Annotated in this window: 41 protein-coding genes; 1 reads left to right on the top strand and 40 read right to left on the bottom strand. The window is 38.1% G+C overall.

Annotation, left to right across the window (positions count from 1 at the left end):
* Position 1: 1 nt before the first annotated feature.
* The 25 genes from MY533_RS16395 to MY533_RS16515 all read right to left on the bottom strand — a co-directional run bounded on the left by MY533_RS16395 (position 2) and on the right by MY533_RS16515 (position 18,256).
* A complete protein-coding gene (locus tag MY533_RS16395; RefSeq protein ID WP_248716798.1) occupies positions 2–601 on the bottom strand; it encodes a hypothetical protein in 600 nt (199 codons plus the stop codon).
* Entirely contained in the window at positions 594–902 is a 309-nt protein-coding gene (locus MY533_RS16400; protein WP_248716799.1) for a hypothetical protein, read from the bottom strand. Before MY533_RS16400 ends, MY533_RS16395 begins: the two co-directional genes overlap by 8 nt.
* A complete protein-coding gene (locus tag MY533_RS16405) occupies positions 899–1,567 on the bottom strand; it encodes a DUF2612 domain-containing protein (protein WP_248716800.1) in 669 nt (222 codons plus the stop codon). The genes MY533_RS16400 and MY533_RS16405 overlap by 4 nt, the downstream gene beginning before the upstream one ends.
* Positions 1,560–2,738, bottom strand: a complete 1,179-nt coding sequence (locus MY533_RS16410) for a baseplate J/gp47 family protein (RefSeq protein ID WP_248716801.1) — start codon at positions 2,736–2,738, stop codon at positions 1,560–1,562. Before MY533_RS16410 ends, MY533_RS16405 begins: the two co-directional genes overlap by 8 nt.
* Positions 2,716–3,072 carry a contractile injection system sheath initiator gene (locus MY533_RS16415; RefSeq protein WP_248716802.1) on the bottom strand — a complete coding sequence of 119 codons (357 nt, stop codon included), beginning with the start codon at positions 3,070–3,072 and terminating at the stop codon, positions 2,716–2,718. The genes MY533_RS16410 and MY533_RS16415 overlap by 23 nt, the downstream gene beginning before the upstream one ends.
* An 11-nt stretch (positions 3,073–3,083) precedes the next feature.
* On the bottom strand, positions 3,084–3,623 hold the full coding sequence (locus tag MY533_RS16420) for a Gp138 family membrane-puncturing spike protein (RefSeq protein WP_248716803.1): 540 nt from the start codon (positions 3,621–3,623) through the stop codon (positions 3,084–3,086).
* Complete coding sequence (locus MY533_RS16425; RefSeq protein ID WP_248716804.1) at positions 3,620–4,456, bottom strand: phage protein; 837 nt, start codon at positions 4,454–4,456, stop codon at positions 3,620–3,622. Before MY533_RS16425 ends, MY533_RS16420 begins: the two co-directional genes overlap by 4 nt.
* On the bottom strand, positions 4,449–4,775 hold the full coding sequence (locus MY533_RS16430) for a phage baseplate plug family protein (RefSeq protein WP_248716805.1): 327 nt from the start codon (positions 4,773–4,775) through the stop codon (positions 4,449–4,451). Before MY533_RS16430 ends, MY533_RS16425 begins: the two co-directional genes overlap by 8 nt.
* Positions 4,772–5,281 carry a phage baseplate protein gene (locus MY533_RS16435; protein WP_248716806.1) on the bottom strand — a complete coding sequence of 170 codons (510 nt, stop codon included), beginning with the start codon at positions 5,279–5,281 and terminating at the stop codon, positions 4,772–4,774. Before MY533_RS16435 ends, MY533_RS16430 begins: the two co-directional genes overlap by 4 nt.
* Positions 5,282–5,292: 11 nt before the next feature.
* On the bottom strand, positions 5,293–7,362 hold the full coding sequence (locus MY533_RS16440) for a tape measure protein (RefSeq protein ID WP_248716807.1): 2,070 nt from the start codon (positions 7,360–7,362) through the stop codon (positions 5,293–5,295).
* 183 nt (positions 7,363–7,545) lie between these two features.
* A complete protein-coding gene (locus MY533_RS16445; protein ID WP_248716808.1) occupies positions 7,546–7,812 on the bottom strand; it encodes a hypothetical protein in 267 nt (88 codons plus the stop codon).
* A gap of 5 nt (positions 7,813–7,817) precedes the next feature.
* On the bottom strand, positions 7,818–8,213 hold the full coding sequence (locus MY533_RS16450) for a phage structural protein (RefSeq protein WP_248716809.1): 396 nt from the start codon (positions 8,211–8,213) through the stop codon (positions 7,818–7,820).
* Positions 8,214–8,225: 12 nt separating this feature from the next.
* Positions 8,226–9,236 carry a DUF3383 family protein gene (locus tag MY533_RS16455; RefSeq protein WP_248716810.1) on the bottom strand — a complete coding sequence of 337 codons (1,011 nt, stop codon included), beginning with the start codon at positions 9,234–9,236 and terminating at the stop codon, positions 8,226–8,228.
* A gap of 4 nt (positions 9,237–9,240) precedes the next feature.
* Entirely contained in the window at positions 9,241–9,726 is a 486-nt protein-coding gene (locus MY533_RS16460; RefSeq protein WP_248716811.1) for a phage neck terminator protein, read from the bottom strand.
* Entirely contained in the window at positions 9,723–10,064 is a 342-nt protein-coding gene (locus MY533_RS16465; protein WP_248716812.1) for a hypothetical protein, read from the bottom strand. The genes MY533_RS16460 and MY533_RS16465 overlap by 4 nt, the downstream gene beginning before the upstream one ends.
* Positions 10,064–10,525, bottom strand: a complete 462-nt coding sequence (locus MY533_RS16470) for a hypothetical protein (protein WP_248716813.1) — start codon at positions 10,523–10,525, stop codon at positions 10,064–10,066. Before MY533_RS16470 ends, MY533_RS16465 begins: the two co-directional genes overlap by 1 nt.
* Position 10,526: 1 nt before the next feature.
* A complete protein-coding gene (locus MY533_RS16475) occupies positions 10,527–10,886 on the bottom strand; it encodes a DUF4054 domain-containing protein (RefSeq protein ID WP_248716814.1) in 360 nt (119 codons plus the stop codon).
* 11 nt (positions 10,887–10,897) lie between these two features.
* A complete protein-coding gene (locus MY533_RS16480) occupies positions 10,898–11,209 on the bottom strand; it encodes a hypothetical protein (RefSeq protein ID WP_248716815.1) in 312 nt (103 codons plus the stop codon).
* A gap of 14 nt (positions 11,210–11,223) precedes the next feature.
* Positions 11,224–12,129, bottom strand: coding sequence for a DUF2184 domain-containing protein (locus MY533_RS16485; protein WP_248716816.1), 906 nt, complete (start codon positions 12,127–12,129; stop codon positions 11,224–11,226).
* 14 nt (positions 12,130–12,143) lie between these two features.
* On the bottom strand, positions 12,144–12,590 hold the full coding sequence (locus tag MY533_RS16490) for a structural cement protein Gp24 (RefSeq protein ID WP_248716817.1): 447 nt from the start codon (positions 12,588–12,590) through the stop codon (positions 12,144–12,146).
* 13 nt (positions 12,591–12,603) lie between these two features.
* Entirely contained in the window at positions 12,604–13,683 is a 1,080-nt protein-coding gene (locus MY533_RS16495; RefSeq protein WP_248716818.1) for a DUF2213 domain-containing protein, read from the bottom strand.
* 140 nt (positions 13,684–13,823) lie between these two features.
* On the bottom strand, positions 13,824–14,606 hold the full coding sequence (locus tag MY533_RS16500) for a minor capsid protein (protein WP_248716819.1): 783 nt from the start codon (positions 14,604–14,606) through the stop codon (positions 13,824–13,826).
* Complete coding sequence (locus MY533_RS16505) at positions 14,599–15,933, bottom strand: anti-CBASS protein Acb1 family protein (RefSeq protein WP_248719228.1); 1,335 nt, start codon at positions 15,931–15,933, stop codon at positions 14,599–14,601. The genes MY533_RS16500 and MY533_RS16505 overlap by 8 nt, the downstream gene beginning before the upstream one ends.
* A 9-nt stretch (positions 15,934–15,942) precedes the next feature.
* Positions 15,943–17,403, bottom strand: a complete 1,461-nt coding sequence (gene terL / locus MY533_RS16510; protein ID WP_248716820.1) for a phage terminase large subunit — start codon at positions 17,401–17,403, stop codon at positions 15,943–15,945.
* Positions 17,384–18,256 (bottom strand): terminase small subunit, encoded by an 873-nt coding sequence (locus MY533_RS16515; protein WP_248716821.1) that lies wholly within the window; start codon positions 18,254–18,256, stop codon positions 17,384–17,386. The genes terL and MY533_RS16515 overlap by 20 nt, the downstream gene beginning before the upstream one ends.
* 82 nt (positions 18,257–18,338) lie before the next feature.
* Between MY533_RS16515 and MY533_RS16520 the strand changes: the two genes are divergently transcribed.
* On the top strand, positions 18,339–18,515 hold the full coding sequence (locus tag MY533_RS16520) for a hypothetical protein (protein WP_248716822.1): 177 nt from the start codon (positions 18,339–18,341) through the stop codon (positions 18,513–18,515).
* A 140-nt stretch (positions 18,516–18,655) separates the two neighbouring features.
* Here MY533_RS16520 and MY533_RS16525 read toward each other — a convergent pair whose 3' ends face one another.
* From MY533_RS16525 to MY533_RS16595, 15 genes are all read right to left on the bottom strand, one after another.
* Positions 18,656–18,883 (bottom strand): hypothetical protein, encoded by a 228-nt coding sequence (locus MY533_RS16525; protein ID WP_248716823.1) that lies wholly within the window; start codon positions 18,881–18,883, stop codon positions 18,656–18,658.
* Between the two features lie 156 nt (positions 18,884–19,039).
* Complete coding sequence (locus MY533_RS16530) at positions 19,040–19,243, bottom strand: Acb2/Tad1 domain-containing protein (RefSeq protein WP_371873364.1); 204 nt, start codon at positions 19,241–19,243, stop codon at positions 19,040–19,042.
* A 647-nt stretch (positions 19,244–19,890) separates the two neighbouring features.
* Positions 19,891–20,088, bottom strand: coding sequence for a hypothetical protein (locus MY533_RS16535; RefSeq protein ID WP_248716825.1), 198 nt, complete (start codon positions 20,086–20,088; stop codon positions 19,891–19,893).
* Positions 20,089–20,151: 63 nt separating this feature from the next.
* Positions 20,152–20,550 carry a LuxR C-terminal-related transcriptional regulator gene (locus MY533_RS16540; RefSeq protein ID WP_248716826.1) on the bottom strand — a complete coding sequence of 133 codons (399 nt, stop codon included), beginning with the start codon at positions 20,548–20,550 and terminating at the stop codon, positions 20,152–20,154.
* A 360-nt stretch (positions 20,551–20,910) separates the two neighbouring features.
* Complete coding sequence (locus tag MY533_RS16545; RefSeq protein ID WP_248716827.1) at positions 20,911–21,312, bottom strand: hypothetical protein; 402 nt, start codon at positions 21,310–21,312, stop codon at positions 20,911–20,913.
* Positions 21,313–21,342: 30 nt separating this feature from the next.
* Positions 21,343–21,597 carry a hypothetical protein gene (locus MY533_RS16550; RefSeq protein ID WP_248716828.1) on the bottom strand — a complete coding sequence of 85 codons (255 nt, stop codon included), beginning with the start codon at positions 21,595–21,597 and terminating at the stop codon, positions 21,343–21,345.
* Between the two features lie 7 nt (positions 21,598–21,604).
* The gene (locus MY533_RS16555) at positions 21,605–22,036 is read right to left on the bottom strand and encodes a DUF1064 domain-containing protein (RefSeq protein ID WP_248716829.1); all 432 of its coding nucleotides are present in this window, start codon (positions 22,034–22,036) and stop codon (positions 21,605–21,607) included.
* Positions 22,037–22,113: 77 nt separating this feature from the next.
* Entirely contained in the window at positions 22,114–22,731 is a 618-nt protein-coding gene (locus MY533_RS16560) for a dUTP diphosphatase (RefSeq protein ID WP_248716830.1), read from the bottom strand.
* The gene (locus MY533_RS16565) at positions 22,728–22,907 is read right to left on the bottom strand and encodes a hypothetical protein (RefSeq protein WP_248716831.1); all 180 of its coding nucleotides are present in this window, start codon (positions 22,905–22,907) and stop codon (positions 22,728–22,730) included. The genes MY533_RS16560 and MY533_RS16565 overlap by 4 nt, the downstream gene beginning before the upstream one ends.
* Positions 22,908–22,929: 22 nt before the next feature.
* Positions 22,930–23,442 (bottom strand): single-stranded DNA-binding protein, encoded by a 513-nt coding sequence (ssb, locus tag MY533_RS16570; protein WP_248716832.1) that lies wholly within the window; start codon positions 23,440–23,442, stop codon positions 22,930–22,932.
* On the bottom strand, positions 23,439–23,645 hold the full coding sequence (locus MY533_RS16575; RefSeq protein WP_248716833.1) for a hypothetical protein: 207 nt from the start codon (positions 23,643–23,645) through the stop codon (positions 23,439–23,441). The genes ssb and MY533_RS16575 overlap by 4 nt, the downstream gene beginning before the upstream one ends.
* The gene (locus MY533_RS16580) at positions 23,645–23,965 is read right to left on the bottom strand and encodes a hypothetical protein (RefSeq protein WP_248716834.1); all 321 of its coding nucleotides are present in this window, start codon (positions 23,963–23,965) and stop codon (positions 23,645–23,647) included. The genes MY533_RS16575 and MY533_RS16580 overlap by 1 nt, the downstream gene beginning before the upstream one ends.
* Positions 23,962–24,165 (bottom strand): IDEAL domain-containing protein, encoded by a 204-nt coding sequence (locus tag MY533_RS16585; RefSeq protein ID WP_248716835.1) that lies wholly within the window; start codon positions 24,163–24,165, stop codon positions 23,962–23,964. The genes MY533_RS16580 and MY533_RS16585 overlap by 4 nt, the downstream gene beginning before the upstream one ends.
* 37 nt (positions 24,166–24,202) lie before the next feature.
* Complete coding sequence (locus tag MY533_RS16590; RefSeq protein ID WP_248716836.1) at positions 24,203–25,078, bottom strand: ATP-binding protein; 876 nt, start codon at positions 25,076–25,078, stop codon at positions 24,203–24,205.
* On the bottom strand, positions 25,017–25,889 hold the full coding sequence (locus MY533_RS16595; protein WP_248716837.1) for a phage replisome organizer N-terminal domain-containing protein: 873 nt from the start codon (positions 25,887–25,889) through the stop codon (positions 25,017–25,019). The genes MY533_RS16590 and MY533_RS16595 overlap by 62 nt, the downstream gene beginning before the upstream one ends.
* Positions 25,890–25,921 lie beyond the last annotated feature (32 nt).

A 25,921-nucleotide genomic window follows, 5' to 3' on the forward strand; every position in this document is an offset into this window, starting at 1 on the left:
CCTAAACCACCTCCACTAATTCAACTTTGTATGTTTGCCAATCGCCAATACCCATCTCCGAATTAGCTGTATCAATTAAAACATTACTACGAGCCACTTTTGCGCCTTTTTTATATGCATTTTTAAGAGCTTGCACCTTAATTGTGTCATTGCTTACCTCTGTAATCACAACGTCCTCACTAGCTACATCATCAAAAATAGTGACTTGCGTAAATGGTGTAAAACCATCAACACTAGCCACTTTTAAAGTAGTAGTACCTATTGCTACAGCCTCGATAATATCTGTCATGGCTTTGTCTAATGTGATTTTGTTTGAACTGCCATCCAGTGCGTCTGCAAATGTTCCACTGTTCCCAGGTACACGGCCATCCAATTCTAACTGTATACGCATGCGTTCTTGTTGGCGATATATCTCTATCATAAATCTATAAGCATTATATATTCCCCACTCGAAATTATTTGCGAATTCAGACATGAACGGTGTACCATCATCAATGACTTCGCCTGTCACAGGATCAGTAATATCATCATGCCATTGTGTCCGTTCATACGGATTTTTCTTAAAATTTAAAGGTATTTCGCCATTCATTAATTTATTCACTTACTTTCACTTCCTTCGCCTCAAGTTGCAGAGGAAAAGCAATTACATACCCCTGCGAACCTTTTTGATAGTTCATTGTTTTCACATACAATTCACGCCCATAACTATCGACTAAAGCAGCACGTGTTACTAAGCCCTTTTCCAATGACAATTTTACATACTTCCTTAATCCATATTTAGTGCTAGTATGATAGATTTCTTTGTCGTAAACGACACCATCAATAGTAACCTTGGCACCTGCAACAAGATTACTTAAAAATTGTTGGGTTAAATCTATCATCAATGGTTGTATTTCATTCAATCCCTCACACCTCCTGCTCTAAATCTGCCACAAATTCGATTTTCCATAATGAAGCCATATGACTTGTTTGATACATTTATTATTTCATTTCCTAACGAACCATGAGTTCTTGCTGTTTTAAAACGACCACAGATTTTGTGATTAATTTGCCATGCATAGGTGCCTGCGTGAAGTATTAGAAATTCATTTATTTCATTTAAAAATATATAAATACCTACACCAGCGGTCTTTATTCTTCTAATTAATGTATCAGGGATGCTTTTAGCAGATGCTCGAACATTCAAAAGTAATGTAGCTGGATCAAACTCCTTCCAGCCTTCCTCAAATCCAATAAAATCAGTTCCCATATAGGCATCCATTATCTGATTCATTGTGTCTATATCACCTTCGGACAAATTAAGAATGCACTGAATTTTAATCATTTTGCGATATTCATTATCATTCCAACCTCCTCGGGAGATGCCTTCATCTTTGCCTAGGCGATCAAGTCCGTGCCCTTCTGCTTGATCTACATCCCAATACTTTAAAATTGTTTGTTGGACAGCAAGATTTTCAACACTGTTTTCAGCAATGATTTTTAGGAGTTTGTAGTTATTGCTATCCTCATCACTAGCATATTGTCGTGGCATACGGTCCAATAAAGTTTGTAATCGCTGATTAGACAAGGTTCAACACCTCGATTTTAGATTCATCTGTTTCAGCAACTTCTGGAAATGCAATTGTTACATTACGTGGTTCAAAAGTAAGTCCATCTGTCGCAAACTCAACCCTTACATCCTCAACACCATCAATTGATAAAACGCGTGCTTCAGCCTTTGTACAAATAACATCTTTACTCATGCCTACACCTGGATAAAGTGTGTTATTGTATGTGCCACCAACATATTTGACTAATTGAGCAATAACCAAATCATCTCCGTTTAACGGATACTGTTTACCCTTTTCGATATATACTTTTACAAATATTCGTATTGTTGTTGCCCTTGTAAAGCCAATTTCGTGTATTATGCCTCGACTATCTTTATAGGTATATACAGTTTGTCCATAAGCTTGTATACCGCCACCCTTTTTCCTAAAGATAGCCATTGCAACATCTTCGTCTAAGCCTCCTAAAACAACCGTTTCAACTGAATGAGGTGGACGTCCTTCTGCATCAAATTCATTTGTATCATTTTCAATGGCGATAGCAGCACGTACACCAGGCACATCGTCAAGAACATTCGCTTCGATTGATTCAACACGTCTTGAGCCTACTTTACCTAATGACTCGTAGTAACGATCTTGCAGTTCTTCGTCAGTTTCTTCATCTTGGCCATTAAAAAAAGCATCTGGATTCGTTACCGAATTGATGCCACTCTGAGGATTTACAATTATTGAAATATCACCAGGTTCTACATTACCTATTGCCCCATGTTCAAGCGCTTCTACAGAAATACGATAGTTTCCATCTTCAACCGCATCAACATCCTCTAATGCTTTAAAATACACGTTGTATCGTGTTCTAAATAAATCACCTAAATTAATTTTTGCACCTTTATCTAAATTGACAATGACCTCACCACTTGCTTTTAACCAACGTTTACGAGTAATTAATGCACGCATAACATTTGCTTCTAACACAGCGCCTTCACTTGTATCAACAAAGCGAGCATTGTAAACCTGTTCAAGTTCTTCATTATCCTCAGCTCTTTGTTGAGCTTGTAAATGAATGAATTTACCTAAAGGCGTGCGATCCGATATGTCTGTATCCTCACCAAACAACTCACGCGCTTGTTCCTCAATGATTGGTAAATAATCAGCTGTACGCATTCGTTTAAACCCAAATTTGGTTAACAACAGCTTCACCCCCTACCTCGTCACCATTTATAGTGCGAGCTCTAAAATTAATGGATAAAAACCGTTTAATACGATTAAATTCATAATCTACACTTAGCACTTCTGCTACTCGTGGTTCCTGATACAAACAGTCGTGCATAGCTTGAACAATCTGTTTTTTGTTTGGTAGCTTTTGTTCAATCACTGATCTACGGAAACCGTGATTATCATTAAATATCCATTCACCAACTCGAGTACGTAACAATTGCTTCAAGTTTTGAATAAGTTGCTCATCACCATGTACTAGCTCGTTAAGTATCCAATCACCGTTGTCATCATATTTAAGAGTGTGCATTTCTCCACCACCTACTCTATACTTGTGACTAAATTCTTACCATTTGCAGTAATGGTATCACCTACAAATTCTATATCATCAGCTTCAACTTTAAATTTAGATGATTTTACATTAATTTCACCAGAATCATTTAATACAATTTTTGTTTGAAAATCCTTAGTACCTATTACTACATCGTTTGGATGTTCGTTTTGTATCGGCTTTGTAAAAAGATTAATACCACCAACTATTAGAGCATCATTGGCACTGAATGAACGACTAGCAGCATCTCCACCACCAAACATTAGCGGATCAATATCAGCTTGAGAGCAAACTACAAGTACTCTATCACCCTGTTTGTATGGCATTTGAATTACAAATCGATCTGTTTGATGAAATGCTATCGGCACATCTAAAATCGGTGTTGCTTCTGGGTCGTTAAGAGGTAACACATCAGCTTTATATAGATTCATGTCTACCTCGAGTACTCTACATATAAGGCACGTATTCATATTCATAAAACTTTCCTCAATTGCTGTACCAAGAAATTGAGTCATTGATGTTTTTGTCATACTGGCACCACCTCGCACTCTGTATAGTACTCTGTTCCTGATGTATCTCCCTTATGTTCACCTTTTGATACACGGAACACACCGCTAACATTTCTAGAAGTTAGTTTAATAATTACATCTGTTGTAACTCGATGATTCAGTAACATTTTTATTTTGTAACCTTTAATTTTTTTCTTGTCATTTTTCAAGTTTGAGCCTTTTTCATCTTTTATTTCTTCCTCAACTTCTTCTGGCTCATCTATCAAGCCAGTTACCTTCGATATATCAAGTCCTAAGTTGTCACCTTTTTTACCATCTCTGACAAATAGACGACCTTTGTTAATGTGCAACTTAGCTTTACAGTCCTTTGCAATTTCGGATACAAGAAACTTAATTTTGCCATTGAGCGCTTTGCCTGAACGATAAATAAAATCAACAGGTAAATCAATATCTCCAATCGCAAGACCTGCATCACGTGCTAATTCATGTAAAATGAGCGATGCAGGAGTATTCCGTCCGTATGTCCTCTTAATAACTCCACTAGTATAGTCTAAGCTACAATCAATACACTTAAATGTCGTGATTTTATCTAGACCTTCCCACTTCGTTTCCTTCTTTTTAAGCGTGCCACTGAAAATAACGCCACTCTCATCTACATATCCAGCGCTTAAAATAGCTACTTGATTGGTAGCGATAGTGTTTATCGTATCGTCTTTCAAGTTATAGACTTGAATATCGATTGTATCTACCTTTTCATTGTCACCAAACGGCACGCTGAATTTAATCGTTAATGGATCCGTAATTTCTCGGCCACTTACTAAAAATGTAGTTTTACGCATGTATAAATTACTCATCTGTCTCACCTACATATAAAAAGACCGTCTCATTCAGATTTTCGTAAGTGATACGATTAGCTGAATCAGCTCGGTCTTTAGGTATTATTTGTACTTTTGGCAAATCAATATCTATACGATTTCGGAACAATGGTCGATTAAGAATTAACTTTTCACCAATCACTAGCACACTACCATCTTTGAATAAATCAATTGTAAAAAAATCATGAGATTGATTGTAATTGACTTCTAACTCATAAATTTCTTCTGCTAGCTCAACTTCAAAAGAGTATGGTATTTCATTTTTATCAATATCGATATACTCGATAAACTCGTTCACTTACGCCCCTCCTTTTTAGACGATTTCTTTTTTGGTGGCGTTGTATATTTCTTTTTGCTTGATTTCGATGTAGATTTAGGTGTCTTTTTCGTCTGTTGACGTCCTTTTTTACTCACAGGTTTAGTCTGTTGCTTAATTGGTACTGACACACTCACAAACTTAGCAACTTTTGCTGTTTTAATCTGTTTAAGTGTCATTGTAAAAGCATAACCATCTTTAATTTTAGCTGAGTAATCACGGTTAAAATTAGTTATGATAACATGTTTCAAAGATGTCATATAATCAAAATCAAAAATTTCACCTTTTTCCCTGTATTCACGTAACTTTAAAACCTTTGCCTCTGTATCATCAAGGATTATGCCAGTTAACGAGATGGTGGAAGGATCACTTTTCACATGGTCAGTAATCTGTTCACCATCCTCAAGAGCATGATCAGTCGTTGTGGACGATTCAGGCGCCGATACACCTGTAATTACATCGATTAATACATCTTTAATGTATGGCATTACTTCACCACCTACGTTGTTTGCATTTCAGAATCTAACATATCACTTATTACTTCACGAACTTTTTGAGCGATGTCCATAGGATTATCACCTGTGATATGAAAAATAAATTGATTACCACCACTGCCTGCGTTTGGCTCTTGTTGAGTTGCGCCTCCGCCACCGCCTCTGCCTTCCATGTTCAGCTCCGGTGTGCCATTTGAGTTTTGAGTTAACATTCCTGCACTTCTTAGAGCGTTAGATTGTTGCGCTGTCAATACAGATTCGTCTTTATGGAGTTCGGCAAAATACCCATCATAAGGTACGCGTTCCAGTCCTGTGGCATGCTCTGGTACTAATCCACCAGCCGACACCTTATTGATTGCTGCTTTCGCTTTTCCGCTGTTCACATTTCCCCATTCCACCTTGGGGATAATAGGGACATTCACACCAGGGATGGAATTAATCTTTTCAATTAACCAGTTGATACTACCGATCACATCATTGACAGCACTTGCAGCAGATAATTTAATACCATTCCATACATTTTCCCACACAGATTTTGTATTATCCCAATTCTCTGCCATAGTGACAGCTGTTCGTATAATTTGACCCAATGGACCTAGCACCAATGTAGCTACCCCTTTAAATGCACCAAGTTTATTCCATAACTCTCCCGTTTTTGCTCGCACGGTATCCCAATTCTGATACAAGTACACCCCGGCAGTTACTAACAAACCGATAGCTGTTACTACCATACCGATTGGATTAGCCCTTAAAGCCGCATTAAAACCTTGTGTGGCAATAGTAGATAAGATTGTACTAGTTTTAAATAAATCTAGTGCTGTTTTTACAGTAGAGATAGTTTTAAATACAACAAAACCGCCTGCTATACCTGCTGTTGCTGCTATTACAATATCTTTATTGTCCTTAATCCAACTTAAACCTGTTTTAAATCCTTCTAATGTTGGAATTGCTACACTTTTTACAGTTTTAAATCCCTGAGTTAGTTTATCTCCTAACTGCTTTCCGTCGATACCCTTTATTTTTTCAGCAACAAGACCTAAGGTGTTACTAAATCCTTTACCTATTAAGCCAAACACATTTTCAATTGATTTTAATGGGGTTCCAGCTAGTGCACTTTGAATTGATTGGATAATGCCGGCCGTACCTCTTGTTACAGCAGTTTTCATGTTGCTCCATGAAGTAGCGATGCCTGAACTACTCTCCTTAGCGATTTCAGCAAATCCTCCTACACCGCCATTCAATGAAATTATCTTTTTATTAAAATCTTCAAACTTGATTTTACCTTTTTGTAGTGCGGTATATAAATCTCGTTGCGCCGACTTTCCTGTATAGCCAAACGCTTCTGCTGTTTTATTAAGTGCGAATCCCATTGTTTCTTGTAGCGTCGACCAACTATCAGCCTCAACTTTACCCTTAGATAGCATTTTTACATACTGATCAAGCCCACGTTCTGCATCTGCTGACGTTGATCCTGACGCGATGAATGCGTTATTTAACGATAGCGCTGTATCTGTCGCCATGTCTAAATCGCCAGTCATAAGCGCAATATTCTTTGTACTGCCGACAATGCCATCTAACGTCGTTGGTAGACCCTGAATGCCATTAGATAATTTATCTATACTTGCTGAAGATTTTTCGCTAGCAAAGCCCATTTTTTCCATAACAGTAGGGAAACCGTTTAGTGTATCCACACGACCTATAGCGCCATCTATAGAACCTTTTACCATACTCATAGCTTTATCGATAACCTTGACTGCACCGATAGCTGTGCCAATACCAACGATTGTACTTTTTAAACTACCAAAACTACTACTAGTTTCATCTACTTTTTGGTTAAGTTTTCCGACGCTTTGCACACCATTATTCATACTTTTACTAACAGATGCAGCAGTACTCATACCAACTTTCCCCATCGAACTAAAACCAGATGATGTTTTACCTAGTTTTGATCCAAGCCCTATTACCGCACGTTCAGCTTCATCCATCTTTTTATCAATTTGATCAATAATTTTAGATGCTTCATCTTGAAAATAAATACCGACAAACATATCTCGCATGCTACTTGTGCTACTCACTTAATCACCCCTAGCATTTTTAATGATGCGAGTGTTTCTAGAATAGTGTCATTATCCCATTGCTCTACAGAATGAGGATCAATCTTATAGTGAAAACCTATGATATACTTCCAAGACTTTTTCTCTGCTTCTTTTTCATAAAAAGAAGGGATGCTTTGCACCCCTGAAAAGTTTCTAAGTTTATTACTTTCCTGTTCGAAGAAAGTTAAAGGCTTCAGTAGTGACCTCTTCTAACTCTTCCCATGTTTCAAATTCATCCATAGTTAATCCATTTGGTACAACTACAACATGTTCTAACATTAATGGCATCATTCTTGAATTTAGAACTTTTCCATGTAATCCTGTACCCTCATCCACAATTTCAGCTTGTTTTGAATTAGGTACAGTTTGGAACGTATATTCATTACCAGCCTTTGATTTAAATTCTTTTGTTTTAGGTGTAAATGCCATTTGAATTAATCCTCCTTATAATGTGCTGCTAAAATTGTGTATTCTACGCCTTCAATTTCTGATCCACGACTAAATGGTGCATTTTTTTGAAAGCGACAATCTTCTCCAGATACTCGTTTTCCACGTTTCGTATCAGTGAAAGAAACATTAAACGATTCTTTTGATTTCCTTAATGCTTCTAACGCTGCTAAAACACTGGAATCCTGCTTTAAACTAACTGTAAAAGTACCTGTGTCGTCTGCTGATTCGTTATATGTTACAGATCCATCTGCTCCAACATGTTGTGAGTAGGTATCCTCATTTTTTTCAGCTTCTATAGGAGTACCATCCATGTATCCAGTTAATATAATTCCCCCAACGATTCCAACCGTATCTTTAAAGTTAAATACATTTTTTTTCATTAATTGCACCTCCTACAATGTAAGAACACCGTTAATTTCTACTTTTTCAATTGCACCTGAAATCACTAATCGGAATTTAATATCCGGTAGGATACGTTGTGCAATTGTGTTTTTAGGTACTTCTGAACGTAGTGGATAAGTGATTGTGTAATCAGGCTCTCCTGCATCATTGGTAGCGATAATACCTTGACGGAAAGATGATTTAAACCGGTTATCCATCACATCTACAATCTGAGCAATACCTTCATTTGTATAAGGTATCTTTTCAACTACTGCTAGTTTTCTAAAGACATCTTCACGCAGCCGCGCTCGTAAGTAATAATCTGATTGCACAACATCAATATAATCGCCGCCTAGCACTTTGCTAGAAGCGTTTAATAATATACCCATCTCATTAATGCAAGTCGTTGCATTATTTTTAATGACCGCATTAATTTCGGCATTGGTTAACTTAGCAGCGCCAACACCATTTATTTGTTTAAATGTCCACGTATATGAGCCAATATCTTTTGGTGCAGATTGAGCAATTAAGCCCTCAGCATGAAAAGCATCAGGATCATCATGTACTGAGAGGAATGTGTTCTCATACTTTCCTGATAACTCTTCTACAAGAGCAATACTTTGAGTAGTAGCGCCATAAAATTTCTCTTGCGTAGACATCCATTCAGCTAGGACTTTAATTTCTTTATCACCATTTTCAGAACATACAAGATAGAAGAAATCATTATTGATTTGGACTAACTCATTTAAAGCTTTTGTTAAAACAGTTACATCATCTGCATCAGGTACATAAGGAACGCCATAACAAGCGAGCTCTGCAATCTTAGGTGACTGCCCAAACATCCGAGATGCTAGTTTATATTCGCGAGAGGTTTCATCAAAATCAGCTGACACTTCGCTAATATCAGTATAAATTTTATAATCTAGCTCTTTACTAGTAGCTAACATAAGTGGCAATCCAAATCCTTTTTCTGAGACTGGCTTGGTCTCTCGTGTAATGTTTACGGTTACGAAACGTGACATTTACTCACTCCCCATCTCTAATAATTTCGTACTCCACTTTGTCAAAGTAATCTACATCGTGTTCGTCAATATCGAGGTAACGAATGATTACATCAAAACCCCATTTCTCATCATAGGAATCTAACAAAAAGGTAGTACGATTTGTTACATCAGTAAGATCTACTACTGCAACATTAATATCTTCCAAAAACAAAGAACCTCCCCATTCAAACCACTTACGAAGCTGTGTAGCCACTTCATAAGCGTTATCATGAGAAGTTCCATAAATGTTAAATGATATTGTTGAATTACGTTCTTGTGTTCGTGTTTCTGATAATGCGTCAGGCTTATTAATATGTGACACATCTTCCTGTCCTACACCTTTACGATCACCTATCACTTTATACGTTGCATAAGGTAATTTTGGTAAATCTCCTGGTTGATCTGCACGAATTATCGTTAAATCCGTATCGGTTGCGAGCTGATTACGTATCAATTTAACTAATTTCACTTTTCTCGCCACCTCAACAAATATATATTGACGTCTGTATACTCGGAATAATCTTTAAAAGCTTGCAGAGTATATTTTTGGTTTTTGTACTCCACCTTAGTTCCTTCTGGTATTTGGTCAACAGTTAGCAATTTCTTTTCCTTAGCTGTATATGTGCCGTTTTCTGCATACTTTAAGTCATCATTGCTAAGAGGTAGTATTACTCCTGTCATTTCCTTAGGTACTTCTTGCCCTGTAACCCATTCACCATCAACGTAGCCACTTTCACCTTGCAAATGTGCAATGAACGGCACACCTTGAGACTGGATAACAGAAGCAAACAACATTTTTTCGGGCATTAACGTCTCACCACCCTATACGTAATACGTTGACGTAGGCCACCTGAATCGATTAGCGGATTACTAGAGCCTTTTTGAGCTATTGTCGAAGGAGCGTTCGCTGGACTTTTTATATCTGTCAATTTCTTTTGTATATCTCCTACCATTAGGGCTCCGAGACGTTCACATAATGTATGAGCATCTAATTTTGACTCTAATACAAGTGGTAATTGCTTCTTCACAAACTTAGTCCACGAATCTTGTTTTTCTTCAAATGCAGATCGCATGAAAGACCGTTCAGGAATATTGATAGTCGCTTTTTTGGTCCTTATTGTTGTACCGAATTCATGAACTCTAGCAATCATCACGTATTCTCCATCACCGAATATACCAACCTCAACAGCGTAACTTTTTAATTCCTTTAAGGTTTGTTTTAATTGTGGAATCCTAGTGACATTTCGTACTTTTACGTTATTGCCCATATTATATCACCATCAAGTTTATTGTTTTTTTAGGTGTTAATTGTTCATCCAACTCATCTAAAATACGTTGATACTCTTGACCCCATCTTGTTGCTAGAAGTCCAATATTCTTACTTGGGTCGCTGTATTGACGCTCAATAACGTCCATTTTCTCACGAATTACTGTTTGATCTTTAGAAATGCTTAAAACAGCTAAATGGGCGGCTAAATAACGTGCCAATCGCTCACGATATATCTCCGGAGCAGACAAAGAGGACACTTCTATGGAAGCATCCTCAATGTACATCGTTAATCGTTCATCCGAAATCGAAGTAAATTCATCACTAAGCATGCGAATACGTTCAATTGACGTTAATGGCATGTGAATCCTCCTTATTTTTCGGGATTTTTCAATTCTTCAATGCGTTTATCGATAGCATCCAGAACTGTTTTACGGTCCTCTTCAGCTTTCAAGGTCTCAAGCATATCAATATCAAATGCATCTTCAATCATTGCGATTGCATCCTTTGCTGAAGGCTTTGTTTTCTCGCTGCCATAAGCAAATTCGCCTTTTTCATTGAGATGCTTCATCAGTGGATGAGTAAGAAAACGTTCAAATTCCTTCTCATCCACTTTATTTGTACCAGGAGCAAGTGTTAAATCATTTGCTGTATACGAGTAATTACCTTTGTTTTGCACTAACATTGATTAATCCCCCCTTAAATTCCGTCTGCACGGCAAATAGCCATCGGATAACGAATAATTAAGCCTGTTGTACGCTCTTCAAAAGGTACTTTCGTGTTAGGGAATGCGTATTCTTGCGGATGACGAGTAATATCTAACGGAATCCCAAGCTCTACAACATCAGGTGAAGAATCAAGGACAACAAAGCATTCTGAATTAGCTAATCCTTTTTTAGCTAAATCGTTTACTGTTTCAATACGTTTAAACCAATTTTGAGATTTAATGTACTCCAACACAGATTGTTGTGTATACTCATTGAATGTTTTTTCTAACTCCTCAAACAAGTCTGGTGTTAACAACAATGTATCAGCTTCATGCCCATTCAATTTATTGATCATATTTTTTGCTTTACGAATGTCAGCAACGATTTCTTTCCCTGTTTTGTCCTTCCATTTCGTAGAAGTACCGGCCTCGTTATTTGGCGTAGCATATACTTGAATACCAACTGCATCTGTTAAGCCTTTAATGCTATGAGTTTTATCCCCTGAGAAAGCGATTTGATTTTCCTTTTCAGCAATAGCTTTACGTACAGTATCAGCCTTTGTAACTTCGATTTGACGGTTTGCCATTTGAGCTTCGCGTACTTCCTGGATAGAAATATTGAAGGCTGCAGCAATGGAATAAATTTTAACCGTTTCTTCTGTTAAGTCTGCATCCACTAAAGGTACATCTGTTGCACCAGAAGCTAAGATTTTAGCAGCACCTGAGCGTGTTAAAACATCATAACTGTAAGTTTTCGCCCCTGCCGGAATATCTGTTTTTAAAGCAAAAATAGATCGTGCTTTTAATTCTGAAGCGTGCGGCTCATACACACGCTGGTCAATTGCGTTTAAGTCTTGCGGGCGGATTAAAGCATCTCCGCGATATGATGGAATTGTCATGTAAATGTTCCTCCTTAAGGTAAGTTAATTTCGATTTCTACTAATTGATCTGCTGTAGCGTTTGATCTGAATACAGCACCGTTAATGGCTACTTCTCCATCTACAGTGAACTTCTGAGTTTTAGGATCTACTTTGACAGCTTGGCCGTTGATAACGTCACCACCAGCAACCACAAAAATACGACCACGTTTTAGGATTGCTGCAGGTTCACCAACAGGATAGTTTTGATCATCTTTCTTTTCTACCCAGTCATGAATATTTTGAGCTAAAGCAATACCGATTACTGTACCGCCAGTAGCAATTGGCTTAATAGCTGTGCCAGTAGCATTTAATTGAACTGCTGCACCAAATGGTACTGTTTTTTCTACTGCGTATGTGTCCGCCGTATAATCTTGGTAACTGGATAATTGACCGGCTTTACCTGCAGGTTGCATATAATCAGGATAATTTGTAATAGGCATGTGTTCGTCCTCCTTATTTACGCATGTTTAAGCGTTTATTTTTAAGTTCTTCTAAATTTTTATCGTTGGATGCATCGCCTGTGTATGCACTATTAGGACCAGTGCTTGAGAAGCCGTTTGATTGTACTTGTTCTACAGTTGCATCAAAAAAGGCGTTGATATAGTCGTCTGACTTACCATCACCTTTAAATTCTGCCTTAGCAGTCGATATAACAGCTTCTTTAATCTCTCGTTCTGATTTACCTGTAAAATCAAATGAATCGCCTAGAATTGGCTGTGACGCACTAATTAGAGCCACTCGTTCTTCAACTTTCTTATCTAATGCGTCAGCAGATAGTGTATTTTCTTTTAGAGTAGCAATTTCCTTATCTTTTGCTTTTAAAGTCACATCTAATGCATCGAGACGACCTTGTAACGCATCAGCACTATCACCTTTCACCTTTGCTGTTTCCTCTTTTGCTTTTAATGCATCGATATACGTTTTTACCGCTGGGTCTACTTCGTATTCTGTACCCTCAATTTTGATTTTTACCATTTCGGTATTTCCTCCTTCTTTTTCATCGATTTGCCATGCGTCTGAATCTGAGCGAATAGCAACTTCAGGACCTGCACGACCTTTTTCTACAATCGCAATGTGATTAATTTCAACATTTCGCTGAACATATTCGTACTGATCACCGTTGTATGTTCCGCTTTCTGCTACTACATCCGATAAGAAACCAATACTGATTTCATTGTATCCATCATGAATTTTCCTAATGAGTTCTTTGTCCGTCACAGTCAACGAAATATAGAGTTTAAAGTTCTCTACACGCGAATCTGTATGACTCATACCTTTCGCATAGGTTTGATAATTATCAATAGTTACTGGTTCACTAGGATGTCCATCTGTAACAGGCTTAGATCGTGCTGAATAGATAGTACGGTCACTAAAGATTTCGTCAGGCAACTTAGCCTCCATTTGTACTGTGCCATCTTTGCGCGCATATGGAAAAACACCAGGACGAGTAATCGGTACATTGACCGTTAAATACCCTTCTGGTGTTTCCATGTAGTCTTTTATATAAGATGTGTCATAGCGTTGTAGTTTCAATGTTTCACCTCCTTCCGACAAAAATGTAAATTCGTTATAAGCTAATCATCACTGAAGCTATGATTGAAAAAACAATCCAAATTATAAGCACGATGTTCGGAACTTCAGTGTAACCTTTCATCACCTTACATCCTTTCTCTTTAATCTTCATCATCAAAAACAGGTATCGCAACACATCTACAACGATAATCCTCGCCCGGCAATACTACTCGGCCATTTACGGTCGGCGGGTCCTCATAAGAAAATACCTTTCCACTAAGTCTTTTATGCGAATCCCGTACACGTTCGTCAGCTGAATCATACCAAGTGAATTTTTCAATCCCGATATTCTGATGACGCTGAGCTGTCATTTGCCCTAAGATGGTGCCTGCTTGATCAACAGCGATAAACTGTGCCTTATTCTTGGAAATATCAACTTCTTTCATGAGTTGCTCACGTATTTGTTTAATCGAACTCCCTTTCTTCACACCATCATAAACAGCTTTCTCGATACTAGTGAAATAATCCTCATGGATTGTTTTGATATATCCTACATTGTCCTTTATTTTTGTGTTTAGGAAATCTTTTAACCATGGTTCGGTAGAAACTAGATCAATTCCCTTAACCTTCATTTGCTGTTCAAGGTTATGGCGATTAAAGCGATCGATGTTCTTTACGAAAGATGATGCAGCGCGTTCGCTTCTAGTATTCGTGAAAATCTGACTCGCCTTATTCTTCATGGAATGAAGCATTTTCTTGAAGCCATCTAGTATGCCATCTTCAACATAATAGGCATCTTGCCTTGTTGTTAGTTGTGGCACAATGTACTTTTCGAATAACTTTAGCGTTTCAGCACCAAGCGCTGTAATCATCTTTTCGATAGCGCGACTATAACTAACGGTTGCAGCATCCGGAAAACGAGTGATTGGCACTTTTTTAGCCATTCGCATCACGCCAACCTTTATAAACGCTGTCTGCCATTGCTTTCAGGTCTGCTTCATCTCCACTAAATTTAAGGGTATCTGACAAACCAAACTGACCAAAGCGTGCCTCACGGATTTCGTCAGTCGTTATGACGTTGTTGAGTAAGTAAATCTGATCTGTTTCTGCAACAAGTTTACGAATTTCAGCATCTGTCTTAGCATCGACATTCCAAAGAGGGTTGAACTGAATCTCCCATTCCAATGATTCCGGGTCAATACGACCACCAAGCTCTTTCTCAGCCATCAACAGCATACGAATAAGCTTTTCTAAGTGAGGCTTCATTTCATTCTCTTGATCTGCAACAATACGAGAATAGTAGTTCATAACATCATATTGAGCGCCAGTAATGGTACCTGATTCTTGCCCTTTAATAACTGTTTTAGGCATTCGAGCAGCACCGGATAATAAATCCCAAACGAAATCTAGTAAATCTTTAATACCCGAGACAGACGTGCCTTGTTTTGTAAGCTCTTCATCTGCCGCAATAATGGCTAGTGCTTCAGTTCGGAACATGAAATCCATAATCATGGACAAATCTTTTTTGTCCTGCGAGCTTATATCATCTATATCTTTCGATTTATACACTTTAAAAGTGAAATCATGAAGAATCTGACCAACTGACCAAACAGACGTGTCAAAAACCGTCAGAATGTCGTATAACGGTTCTAAAAGTGAACGCCCTTGTGCTTCCCCTTCGAATCGCCTTGTCTGGCTGTGGAGCAAGCGAGAGATGTGTACAGGTGATTCTGTAGTTTGTGTTTGTAGTCCGTGGCTTGATGCACGATTGATACATAACTGCTCTAATTGTCCGTATTTAATGTCAAATACGTCCTCGTTAATAAGGAATTTATTTACTTTCATGGAGCTGAACGCATGTAGGTAGTCCACTGTAAATAACTTATCCGTCTGTAGTTCATCACTTAACTTGAATTTAGAAGATTGAGTTACCCCTAGACTAATAAAACCATCTCCTCTGAGACGGTCATAAGTGAACATTTCTTTAAATGCTTTCTTAGCTTTTAGGTCAGCAAGCCTACTCATAATATTTCGTGCTAATTGATCATCTTTCATCTTCAAGGTGAACCAATTGCGTGTCATATCTTCAGCAGGAATATCAATGATATTTTGAACAATACGGCTATCACCATATAAGTTAGTGATTTCATCGTGAGATAGTTTACGACCAACACCAGCAATCTGTCTGGTCAGCTTATCTTTTGGATTCGCTTTGCCGTTGCCTTGCATGAAGTCTTCTTTATATTGTTTGGCTTGGTCAATTGTTTTCATTATTCTCACCTACTTTCCTAATAAATTTTTATAGCGATCAATTGGATTAGAGTTGCTTGTATATAGCTGATTCAACGCTTGTGTTGTCATATCCACCAAGTCGTCATGTGCCGCGTTAGGGAAGGATACAAGCTCTTCTACTAGGTCCTCGACCCACGGACACATATTTGGATGAGGTAGATAAACATTTCCGGCCTCAAATAAAGGAGACACCGCGTTAGCACGTGCCTCCTTACCACCTTCAGGATCAACTGGAACAATACCACTAATCTCATCTTTTAACATTTCGATGATAGCTGAACCATTTGCTTTATCCTCAATATATTTACTTCTCGCTTTCGGCCACTTATCGGACATAGCACGAATCGCTTTCAATGTATCCGCAAAACCCATTCTCCTATGGTCAATATCAAATAAGAAATACTGCGCTTTTTTACGTCCCCACACACCACCAGCAACAAAGTCGCTAGTATCAGTACCTTTAAAAGTACAATCCCATGATTGAGCCATCTTATCGAAATGGGTAGGTAAAATAGCCACGTCATCTGATAAAGCCCATTCTCGATGCTGCTCTTTAGAACGTACATAATATCGAACCCACTCACGTTTAAAGATGGAACCACCTGCAGGAGAAGGTCTTTGCTGGTATAAAGCGTTCCATGTACGACTACCAACCTCTGCTTTTTTATCAGCTGCCCATTGTTCGTTAAATCCTAATTCACGACATAACGGCTCTCCTGGTGCACGTCCTAATAAATCATCTTCATCCTCTGCAATAGCTGGCAATCGCAAACGAACCCATTTACGCGGGCTACGTGCAAGCAAACGACCGATTAAATCATCTTCGTGCCAACGAGTCATAATCACGATTACTGAAGCACCGTCATGTAAACGTGTAGAAAGAGTCGCTTCCCATTCATCCCAAATATTATCTCGTATAGTTTGGGAACTAGCTTCCTTCATGTTTTTGATAGGGTCATCGATAATCATTAAATCGGCACCTTGACCAGTTATAGAACCACCTATGCCCGTTGCAATCATGCCGCCACGTCTGTTTTCGACTCCCCAGTCCTTTGTAGCTGCATTGGAATCAGATAATTGAGTGTTAAATAGTTCATGTGAAAACTCATTAAATTTATTACGATTCAACCGTCCAAATTTTGTAGCAAGGCCGTCCGAGTATGCAGCAGCAATAACTCGTTTATCTGGATTTTTCCCCAAATAAAAAGACGGAAACGTTTCTGTTACCGTCATAGACTTACCATGCCGCGGTGGCATCTCGATTAATATTGAAAGTTGTTCGCCATCAGCAATACGTTGAAGTACATCACAAACTATTTCTGTATGCCTAAAATGTGTATAGTGACCATGGTGTACAAATTCTACGTACTCACGATAATTACGACGAGCGAGCTCTTTCTGTGCCTCATAAATTAATAAGCTATCCTGTTCAGCGCTTAGAGTTGGCAATTGCTCTCAACTCCTCTGTTGTTAAATTGCTCAAATCAACTGAACTAACCATTGCAATTCCATTTCCTTTTGTCTCAGATCGGGTCTTCGCAATGTCAGCTTTGACTTTTTCTTCTTTTAACTTCTTCAACTCGTTTTCACTAAGTAAGTCCATGTGCTTCGACAGGAATTCAAGAGCTTTCATTTTGTCAGCAAGTTTAACGCTAATGCCATCCTTACCTTGCTTAACCTCTGTAATAAGCGTTCCGTCAATCTCAGCCGATTCATTAAAATGAACATAGTTGAATGCGTATGTCTTAACATTGCCATTCATATCAAGCTCAGGTTGACCATCTTCGCCGTAAACAACTTCTTCCTGTCTGCCGAACTTCACGTAATCTGTAATGTCAGCGAAGGCTATGTCTATCCACTTTTGAATGAGCGTTCTTTTGTCGAGTAATGCATCCTCAGTTATTTCATCTCGAACCTTGGTGATTTCTTCACGAATCCGAGTGTTTCTGAGTAACGCTGGTCCGTTTGTTAATGCTGTTGAGTAAGCACACCCATAAGCTTTCTGATATGCCTTAGTAGCATTCCAACACTTCACATAATACGCAATAAATAGCCGTTGCTTATCATTCAAGCCACTTTCGTCATCATCAGAAAAATAGACTATCTCTTCTTTGGGTGCATCCTCTTTTATGGTTGCAACCTTCTTAGTTTTGGTTGCATCCTTTTTAGTTGCATCCCTCGACCATTTCTCTCGGCTCTTTCGGCTCTTTAATGTACCGAGTTTTATATCATACTTTTCAGCAAGTACTTTAAGTGTTATATCAGTTGTCTCGTATTCTTCTTTAATTTGTATCCATTTCATTTTACATTAAGCACCTACCTCCAATATAATTAAGATAGTAAATATTAACATTACTAATATACTTTTTGGGAGCGTGATTTCTATGCAACACGATAAAGCACAAGAAATAAGCGAAAAATGGGGCGATAAACCTTGTGATCACCCTCATTTAGAAAAAGAATACATCCTTGGTGCTCAAACAGGTGACTTTATTTGTACCACATGTGGCGCAACAGGATGGGGTAGAGATTGGGCTAAAAAACAAAACAAATCAGAATAGTATTCTACTAGCCACCTTTTTGGTGGTTTTTTTGCTCTCAAAAGTAAGTACCGTTGCCCTAGCAGTCAAAGGGGGAACCTGCTCGATACTCACTTTTCAGGGCAAAAGAAAAACCACGTAATTAAACGTGGCTTCTTAAATCAATTTTCTTTTAAGGTAATTTCTACAACCGCAGTTTGCATATTCGGAAGGTATTGAAATACTTTTTGTGTAACCACTCGGAATATACCGTCCACACATACTTTGTCTCCTACATTCGGTACAATAACCGAAATATGATCATTTACATCGAAGGATATAATACTATCTCCATTAGGTTCACAAAGTGAAATTGTTAAGTGCTTTAATGTATTGATTTGATTTAACATATTATCACCTCCCACCCAATAGTAACCCAGAAGATGAAATATATGTAATAACTTTTTGCTCTCAAAACCACACCAAACCCTGCCCTCTCTACTCATAGCGTTTTGGCTGTTTGATGCAGTTTTCAAAGCAAAAGAAAAAGCCTTCGAAGAAGGCCCTTAATTACGTGCGATTGAAGCGTTAGCCCACATTACAGCAGTTTCAAGGTTAGTCATAGCAACTGACTTTTCACGGCTGTTAGGACAAACTTCATCAATCAAATATGCAAGCTCTTTCGCCTTTTCGCGAATAGCTTCGTACTTCGCTGGTTGCCCCTCTTTCGGAGAGTGATACATAAAGTTATTCTCAATTTGCTGATTCACTAGATGTAGCTTTGAGCCTCCATTCACCAAGCATTCTGTACAAAATTCTGTTTCAGCTTCGTTGTTGCAATCAGATGAAAAGCATTTGTTCTTGTTACCCATTTGTTAAATTACCTCCCATTCTTTTGACATAATAAAAAGCCTTACTGTGCTAGGTGTAAGGCTCGTCTACTGCGGTAAAATATTTAATTGTCGAGTTAGCTCACTTGCGAAATCGTGGTAGAGCTGCACCACGTTATTATTGTAAAGCGAATTGTGTTTTTGTTTATAGTGCGTATCCGCGCACTTGTTGCTTAGTAAGTTTGACTAAAAGGAAAGTGGACGAAGTTCACATATAAACCACCCCTTCAGTAATTTTTAGCCTTTTATATTAATTAAGATACCTAATCTCTTAAAAAATATGGGCCGGCCGTGTATGTCTTGCCTCGAACAAGTTTATGAGGCGCAGGTCGGTCGTCGGTCTGTCTTTCCCTAATATTTAGGATTTTATAAATACCAAGGGAAGAAACATTTACCTGTCCGACCTCCCCTTCAGTTTACAAGATAAATTTATTAATACCTAATGTGTAACGAATGTAACGTTTGTAACATCTATCACATTTGTAACATACCCTTATATCGTTCGGTAATTTTGATGGAATGTGTAATTATAAATAACGCAATCTATTTATTGGTACCTCTTTTAATTCATTCTCAATTTTTACAACAGCTACTGGATAAGCGACTACACCACCTGCATGACCACCAATCATTATGGATTCGCCAATAGGTTGCGAATACTGAAAAACTCCAACTAATTCGCCTTCAACTACTTCTTTATTAATTTTCACAGATACTTTACTCATTATTCCGTACACCTTCCTTTACATAAATTCCAAACCTTTTATTAGGGGCATAAAGCCCCCACATCATGCAATCATCTGTTTTACAATGTTATCCTTAATACGCTTAATACTCGTCGCTGATAAAGCCATATGTTGCCCTATCCAACGTTGTGATTTGCCGTCTAGCATCCAGTTCAACACTTGAACCTCTCTATCACCAGTAACATTATCTATAAGCTTCTGAACCTCTAAAAGCTTCTTCTCATACTCTGCAACACGTTTAATATTTTTCGAACGTCTAATAGCCTCCTGCATAATTGGATCACCTACTCCACCTACTGCTTTTGGTAGCGTAGCCTCGATACCATACTGCGCTGTTTTTGCCCCAATAACCATTTCTGCTCGCATTTCTTTGATGGCGTTAACCATCCAGTGGTAGTCTGTAATCATTGCGTCTAGCTTGTCTTGCGTTAGTAATTTCATAGGTTTGCCCTCCTACGGTGTGTTATAATAATGTTGTAAGCACCGTCAAAGGGCATAAACCAATTCGAGCTGTAGCGTCTGCAAACGCTGTGGCTTTTTCTTTTCTAAATCTACTAATATGCTATAATTTGGTTAAAAAGGAAGTAGGTAAATTATGTTCGATTTATCCTTTGTGTTAGAAAGTATGGCTAATGTCATTTCTATCTTTTGGAAAGCAATGGTTTTGCCAAATAAATTGATTTGGATAGCTATTCTCTTGGGAATTCTATCACCATTGTTGTTTAAAAAATTCCGATCTAACTAGAAGTTTGGTAGTTAATCCCTACCAAACTTTTTCTTCATCATATTGTGCAGCAGTCTTTATCTGAATAGCTCCCTTAACAAACTAGTTTCTGCTTCAGGATCAAAATCTAAAACCTCACGTATCATAGCTACCTTTTTAGCATTTTCATCTTCAAGAACGCTTGTATTGAACTTCACTTTCGCTGTAGAAATATCGTCCCCATTAATTTTAAAAGTAAAATTTGCACCATCCTGATCATGGTTGTATTCAATGTATTGTAAATGAGCATAATGTACAGGCATTGATTCATTTTCAAATAATTTTTTATAATCATCTGTAGCGTATTGTTTCATTCTTTCAATTAATTCAAAGCCTTCCCATACTTCTACAAAAGTTTCTTCCTCACCATCTACTGTTTCAATTAAAAAATGCATTCTCGCTTTAGCTAACGGAAAACTAATTTCATACTCCTTACTCATCTCAACATCTCCTTAATTATCGAATAATTTTCAACTAACCACTTTCTGTTCCCCTAGTAATCCACCAGCCCTAGGCCCAATCTTTCCTGTCATCTCTAAATCCATAGCAATCAAAGCCACACTAACCTTACTTGTATTAAGCCTTTGAGCTATTTTGTTTATTGGATAGCCTTGATTCCACATGGTAATAAAGGTTCCAATCTGTTGTATTGTAAAATCAAACTTAACCGTTTCGTGAACATCACCAGTGAATAAGATGTATCTACTGTCTACTTTTCTGCCCATTCAATCGTCACCTACCCATTAATTGCTTCTCTTTTAGCTCTTTACGGGCCTTCCTAACCTTTTTAAGCTCATCATGAGTTATCCAACCACCATCAATCTTTGAATACGTTAGAAGCTTTAATTCATGTGGAAAATGGTACTCGAATAACTTCTTCCTTAACTCAAATTGCTGTGTAACCATTCCCTTTATGTCAACCACTTCAGTATGTCCATCTACATAATGAACTGTAAAATCAGCGTTATAACCAATCTCACGGTATTTCTTGCCGTTCTTTTCGAACTTCGGCAACAGTACAAACCTTGGTTGTAATTCGAAGGAGGACACAATGCCTTGTGCTTGTAGATGTTTTAAGTGATCATAATATTTTGCTTCCATTGCTGAATCGAATGTAATTCCGTCGTGTACAACTTTTTTATTGCCGTATTTCGCTTTACTCATTTTTACCTCCTACTAGCACTCTTTTAAATCTGCTGATAAAACAACCTAATGCCGTTCTACCAGCAGCGTGTATTTATTTAATAGCCATTTTCTTGTCTATCATGGTTAATCTGATTCTTTTTAAAGTAAGCAGCCTCAATTTGCTCCCAAGTGAAGCCAAAACCGTTCATACCGATATTTAAGAACAAAATCCAAGCTGTTCTAAAGCAATATTCGTTATTTAAATATCCCAATCTATCTTTACACTTAGCTTCTTCTTCATCCGTAAACTTGCGAATATATGCCATACTTAAGAAGTAATCCATTTCTAAGAACCAACTTGTTAAATCACCATCAAATTCATCTGGATCAAGTTGCTCCTCATATACCCAAAGCACGTCCTCCCAGCCTTGTTGGTTAGCAATTGAAACAAAGAAGTGAACAGCATCGACAAATTCTTCTAGTGCTGGATTCTTGTCATTAGGTATAGAATGGTGTTCGCACATTACACAACCACATATTGACTCTGTTTTAAGTCTAGGTTCCTGGTCATTGCTCCAATGTTTAAACCAGCGTCCTTCGTTTGCAAATTCAGCTAATTCGACTTTCAAGGCTAAAAATGTATTTGATACTAAATCCTTAACTTCTAACCCTTTTTCTTTGATAATTCGAGCATCAAGCTCTTTTTGTGCATCGATAATATTTTGTAGACTCATAAACTCACCTGTTCCCTTTCAGTGTTGAATTTCAATAGTATTTGATATGGTCGTGGATCGTGAGAGATGTAGTTCATCCGACTCGCAACGTTCCAACCTCTCTCCGTATCATCAGCAACCAATCGTTCTAATTCTCTTTGTGTTCTAGCCTTGGTGATTTTCTTTAGTTGTGCCATTTTTATCACCTCTTATATTTATTTAGAAAGGCAAATCCGATTCATCAACTTCCATCGGCCCTTTACTATTAGCAAACGGATCTTCATCTACCCTTGTATAACTTGGCTGTTTGTTATTACCGCCATATTGCCCTTGTGAACCGCCTTGATACGCTCCACCTGTATTTGTACTAGATTCGTAGTTTGAAGTGCTCTGCGAGCCTCCTGTGCCGTTCGAACGTGGTTCTAAAAACTGAATGCTGTCGACTACAACATCAGTCGTATACACACGCTTGCCATCCTGCCCCTCGTAGCTTCCTGTTTGGATTCGCCCTTCCAAACCTATGAGACTACCTTTCTTCATGAAGTTAGCTAGATTCTCAGCTTGTTTACGCCACGCTACACAGTTTGGATAATCAGCTTCCTGTTCTCCGTTTTGCCCTTTGAATGTACGATTTACCGCAACTGCGAAACGGCATGTAGCAACGCCATTTGGGGTATAGCGTAGCTCAGGATCTTTTGTTAGTCTTCCAACTAAAACGACTCGGTTAATCATGCAATCATTTCCTCTCTCTTCGCTGTGTAATAAACCTTTGGCTCATATTTGTGATAAAAACCCTTTGGATCCGCGTGCATTGTTAGAGCATCTTGCACCTCCAGTTCGTCATAACAAATTGTTTTTGACTTAGCTTCATCTCCATCGCGCCATATGATGACTGCATACGGTGTTGCGCCATAGCCTAAATATGTTGGATTCATTACTCGATCACACTCACTTTCCTTAGAAATTTAGCTGTATTTTCTGCTGTATCGCCTGCTAGTTCACTGATTAATGCTCTCAATCTCTCAACCTCAGCAACAAGCGTTGGCACATCTTCGCGAGCGTGAGAAATGAATTTAGCGTTATCTGGGGCATTACCAAAACCGTTATCATGTATCTCTGCATGCCCGTTGTCCTTGCCATCAAACCAAATATCTACTACATGATCACGATCATCAGTATCGTAAGCAACTTTCCATTGTCCCGGTGTAGCCTTCGCCACACGTTCTTTAATGGCATTCAACTGTTCTTGATTCATTTCTCATTCACTCCCATCAATTTGTAAAAAGCCTCACGGTCGCCAGTTTCCAAAGCTACATCAATAGCCGCATCTTTGTAATTTTGTATATTAAACTCCTCAAGCTCCGTCATGAGGTTGTTCAGTTCAAACTCACGATAAGCTTCACCCATCTTCGCCACGAAATCAGAGACTTGTTGAAATGGATTAGGATTAGTCATTGAATGCACCCTCCAATCAAGGGGCTGTGCGCCCCTCTTAATATCCCAAAGGTCGTTTATCGACCGTTTCTTTGAACATAACTACTTTTCGATTCTTCGAAAGTCTCGATAATGTTTTGCCATCGTACATTTTGTTAAGTTGTGTCCCACTTAAATTCGTAGTAACAATAGTTACTTTCTTCTGACGACTATTCGCTACAGCTCGTAGTATTCGCCCAGTGAAATCACTAGCTTTTTTCTCTGTATGTTCGTTACCTGTTTCAGCACCTAAATCATCTAGTACTAGTAAATCCACTTCACTTAATAATTTTGTAAAATACATTTCTGTATAAGGACTATTTGGATTATTAAATGAATCTCGAATTTTACGGAGCATTTCGTCTAGGTCTATGAATAAGCATGATCTTGTAAAGTCCGATAATTCATTTACATGATGTAGCAACGAATAGCTAAGATGGCTTTTACCAACACCTGGTGTTCCATAAAGCAAAATGTTGAATGCTTGTCCGGTTAAAATATCCTGCGCATGCTGTTCCATTAAATTTAGGTTGTGAAATGCTTCTGGCTCATTTTCAGTTCGATAATTATCAAAACGAGCTTCTGTGATTTCTTCATCTTGTAAGATGCTTTTTTGAGCTAATGTATTGTATTTCCCTCTATTCAAAATTTCATATGCATCTTTTTTGGCTTCTTCCTCTAGTAAACTAGTTAATCTTTCACGCTCACATGAAGGACACTTTTCTACTCCATCCACTATCATTTTTTGAACAGAGTATTTACGACGTATGTCTTCCATTTCTTGCTCAGTGAATTTTGAGTAATCGTATTTCGGGAAATGTAAATCACATGTGCTAGAAGCCCAAATTAGCTTGGTACCCATCGCTTTTTGTATTGTTTCCTTGATTGCTTGCAAGTTGCTGCGCCTCCTTTTGTTCTAATAGTTGGATAGATGTTACACCTTCATGCTTCCAGTTACGTAATGTGCCTAAAGCGTACTTTTCTTTGACCTTTACACGACCATCTGCTAGTGATCTGTTAAATGCTTCGATAATTAAATCAGCATCGTTGTAAGTCTCTAAGTAGAAATTAATGTCCTCTCTTAACTGCTCACTTGCAAAGCGATTTAATCTTGTTGTAAAGAAAGTGAATAATTTTTGAGATGCAACAGACGACTGACCGACTGTTTGTTGTATGTCTTTGTCTTTATCTATATCTTTGTCTAAGTCTTTATCTAAGTCTAAGTCTGTCTCTGTATCGTCACTTAACGTCATGCGTGACGTCACGCTAACATCACTTTTAGTGTTTTCAGGTTCTTTAGGTGCTGCTAAAGCCTGTTGTTTCTTACGTTCGCGGTACTTTCTGTTACGCTCAGCGTTGAGTTGTTTCACCCTATCCATGCCCTCGATATTTTGGTGAACATCCCAATTTTTAATGCGTATTGCATCGCCATCGTCCATTTCAATCATTCCGTAGCGTCTAAATGTATCGATTGCTAACCGCACTGTATTCAATGGTCTATTGAAGATTGTTGCCATTTCCTCAATATTCATTGCAATATTCTCTGTCAGCATGATGTAGCCATTACAATTTGCTTTACCAGCTGCGGCTAATAATTTCACCCAAATAACGATGATTGCATCTTTATCCGGCAACGCTTCAATTAGTTTAATTTTGTCGTTATCGAACATATCTGTTTTGAGCTTAATCCAAGTGATTTCAGCCATTTGCCCTCGCCTCTCCTTATGTCACAATATTC

Source organism: Lysinibacillus sp. Ag94, assembly GCF_023242215.1.
In the GTDB taxonomy this organism is placed as follows: domain Bacteria; phylum Bacillota; class Bacilli; order Bacillales_A; family Planococcaceae; genus Lysinibacillus.

Coding starts and splice junctions, on each gene's coding strand:
- MY533_RS16415 (WP_248716802.1), bottom strand. CDS start 3,072: ATGCACACTCTTAAATATGATGACAACGGTGATTGGATACTTAACGAG.
- MY533_RS16420 (WP_248716803.1), bottom strand. CDS start 3,623: ATGACAAAAACATCAATGACTCAATTTCTTGGTACAGCAATTGAGGAA.
- MY533_RS16425 (WP_248716804.1), bottom strand. CDS start 4,456: ATGAGTAATTTATACATGCGTAAAACTACATTTTTAGTAAGTGGCCGA.
- MY533_RS16435 (WP_248716806.1), bottom strand. CDS start 5,281: ATGCCATACATTAAAGATGTATTAATCGATGTAATTACAGGTGTATCG.
- MY533_RS16445 (WP_248716808.1), bottom strand. CDS start 7,812: ATGGCATTTACACCTAAAACAAAAGAATTTAAATCAAAGGCTGGTAAT.
- MY533_RS16450 (WP_248716809.1), bottom strand. CDS start 8,213: ATGAAAAAAAATGTATTTAACTTTAAAGATACGGTTGGAATCGTTGGG.
- MY533_RS16455 (WP_248716810.1), bottom strand. CDS start 9,236: ATGTCACGTTTCGTAACCGTAAACATTACACGAGAGACCAAGCCAGTC.
- MY533_RS16465 (WP_248716812.1), bottom strand. CDS start 10,064: ATGCCCGAAAAAATGTTGTTTGCTTCTGTTATCCAGTCTCAAGGTGTG.
- MY533_RS16470 (WP_248716813.1), bottom strand. CDS start 10,525: ATGGGCAATAACGTAAAAGTACGAAATGTCACTAGGATTCCACAATTA.
- MY533_RS16475 (WP_248716814.1), bottom strand. CDS start 10,886: ATGCCATTAACGTCAATTGAACGTATTCGCATGCTTAGTGATGAATTT.
- MY533_RS16480 (WP_248716815.1), bottom strand. CDS start 11,209: ATGTTAGTGCAAAACAAAGGTAATTACTCGTATACAGCAAATGATTTA.
- MY533_RS16485 (WP_248716816.1), bottom strand. CDS start 12,129: ATGACAATTCCATCATATCGCGGAGATGCTTTAATCCGCCCGCAAGAC.
- MY533_RS16490 (WP_248716817.1), bottom strand. CDS start 12,590: ATGCCTATTACAAATTATCCTGATTATATGCAACCTGCAGGTAAAGCC.
- MY533_RS16500 (WP_248716819.1), bottom strand. CDS start 14,606: ATGGCTAAAAAAGTGCCAATCACTCGTTTTCCGGATGCTGCAACCGTT.
- MY533_RS16505 (WP_248719228.1), bottom strand. CDS start 15,933: ATGAAAACAATTGACCAAGCCAAACAATATAAAGAAGACTTCATGCAA.
- MY533_RS16515 (WP_248716821.1), bottom strand. CDS start 18,256: ATGAAATGGATACAAATTAAAGAAGAATACGAGACAACTGATATAACA.
- MY533_RS16520 (WP_248716822.1), top strand. CDS start 18,339: ATGCAACACGATAAAGCACAAGAAATAAGCGAAAAATGGGGCGATAAA.
- MY533_RS16525 (WP_248716823.1), bottom strand. CDS start 18,883: ATGTTAAATCAAATCAATACATTAAAGCACTTAACAATTTCACTTTGT.
- MY533_RS16535 (WP_248716825.1), bottom strand. CDS start 20,088: ATGAGTAAAGTATCTGTGAAAATTAATAAAGAAGTAGTTGAAGGCGAA.
- MY533_RS16540 (WP_248716826.1), bottom strand. CDS start 20,550: ATGAAATTACTAACGCAAGACAAGCTAGACGCAATGATTACAGACTAC.
- MY533_RS16545 (WP_248716827.1), bottom strand. CDS start 21,312: ATGAGTAAGGAGTATGAAATTAGTTTTCCGTTAGCTAAAGCGAGAATG.
- MY533_RS16550 (WP_248716828.1), bottom strand. CDS start 21,597: ATGGGCAGAAAAGTAGACAGTAGATACATCTTATTCACTGGTGATGTT.
- MY533_RS16555 (WP_248716829.1), bottom strand. CDS start 22,036: ATGAGTAAAGCGAAATACGGCAATAAAAAAGTTGTACACGACGGAATT.
- MY533_RS16560 (WP_248716830.1), bottom strand. CDS start 22,731: ATGAGTCTACAAAATATTATCGATGCACAAAAAGAGCTTGATGCTCGA.
- MY533_RS16565 (WP_248716831.1), bottom strand. CDS start 22,907: ATGGCACAACTAAAGAAAATCACCAAGGCTAGAACACAAAGAGAATTA.
- ssb (WP_248716832.1), bottom strand. CDS start 23,442: ATGATTAACCGAGTCGTTTTAGTTGGAAGACTAACAAAAGATCCTGAG.
- MY533_RS16575 (WP_248716833.1), bottom strand. CDS start 23,645: ATGAATCCAACATATTTAGGCTATGGCGCAACACCGTATGCAGTCATC.
- MY533_RS16580 (WP_248716834.1), bottom strand. CDS start 23,965: ATGAATCAAGAACAGTTGAATGCCATTAAAGAACGTGTGGCGAAGGCT.
- MY533_RS16585 (WP_248716835.1), bottom strand. CDS start 24,165: ATGACTAATCCTAATCCATTTCAACAAGTCTCTGATTTCGTGGCGAAG.
- MY533_RS16595 (WP_248716837.1), bottom strand. CDS start 25,889: ATGGCTGAAATCACTTGGATTAAGCTCAAAACAGATATGTTCGATAAC.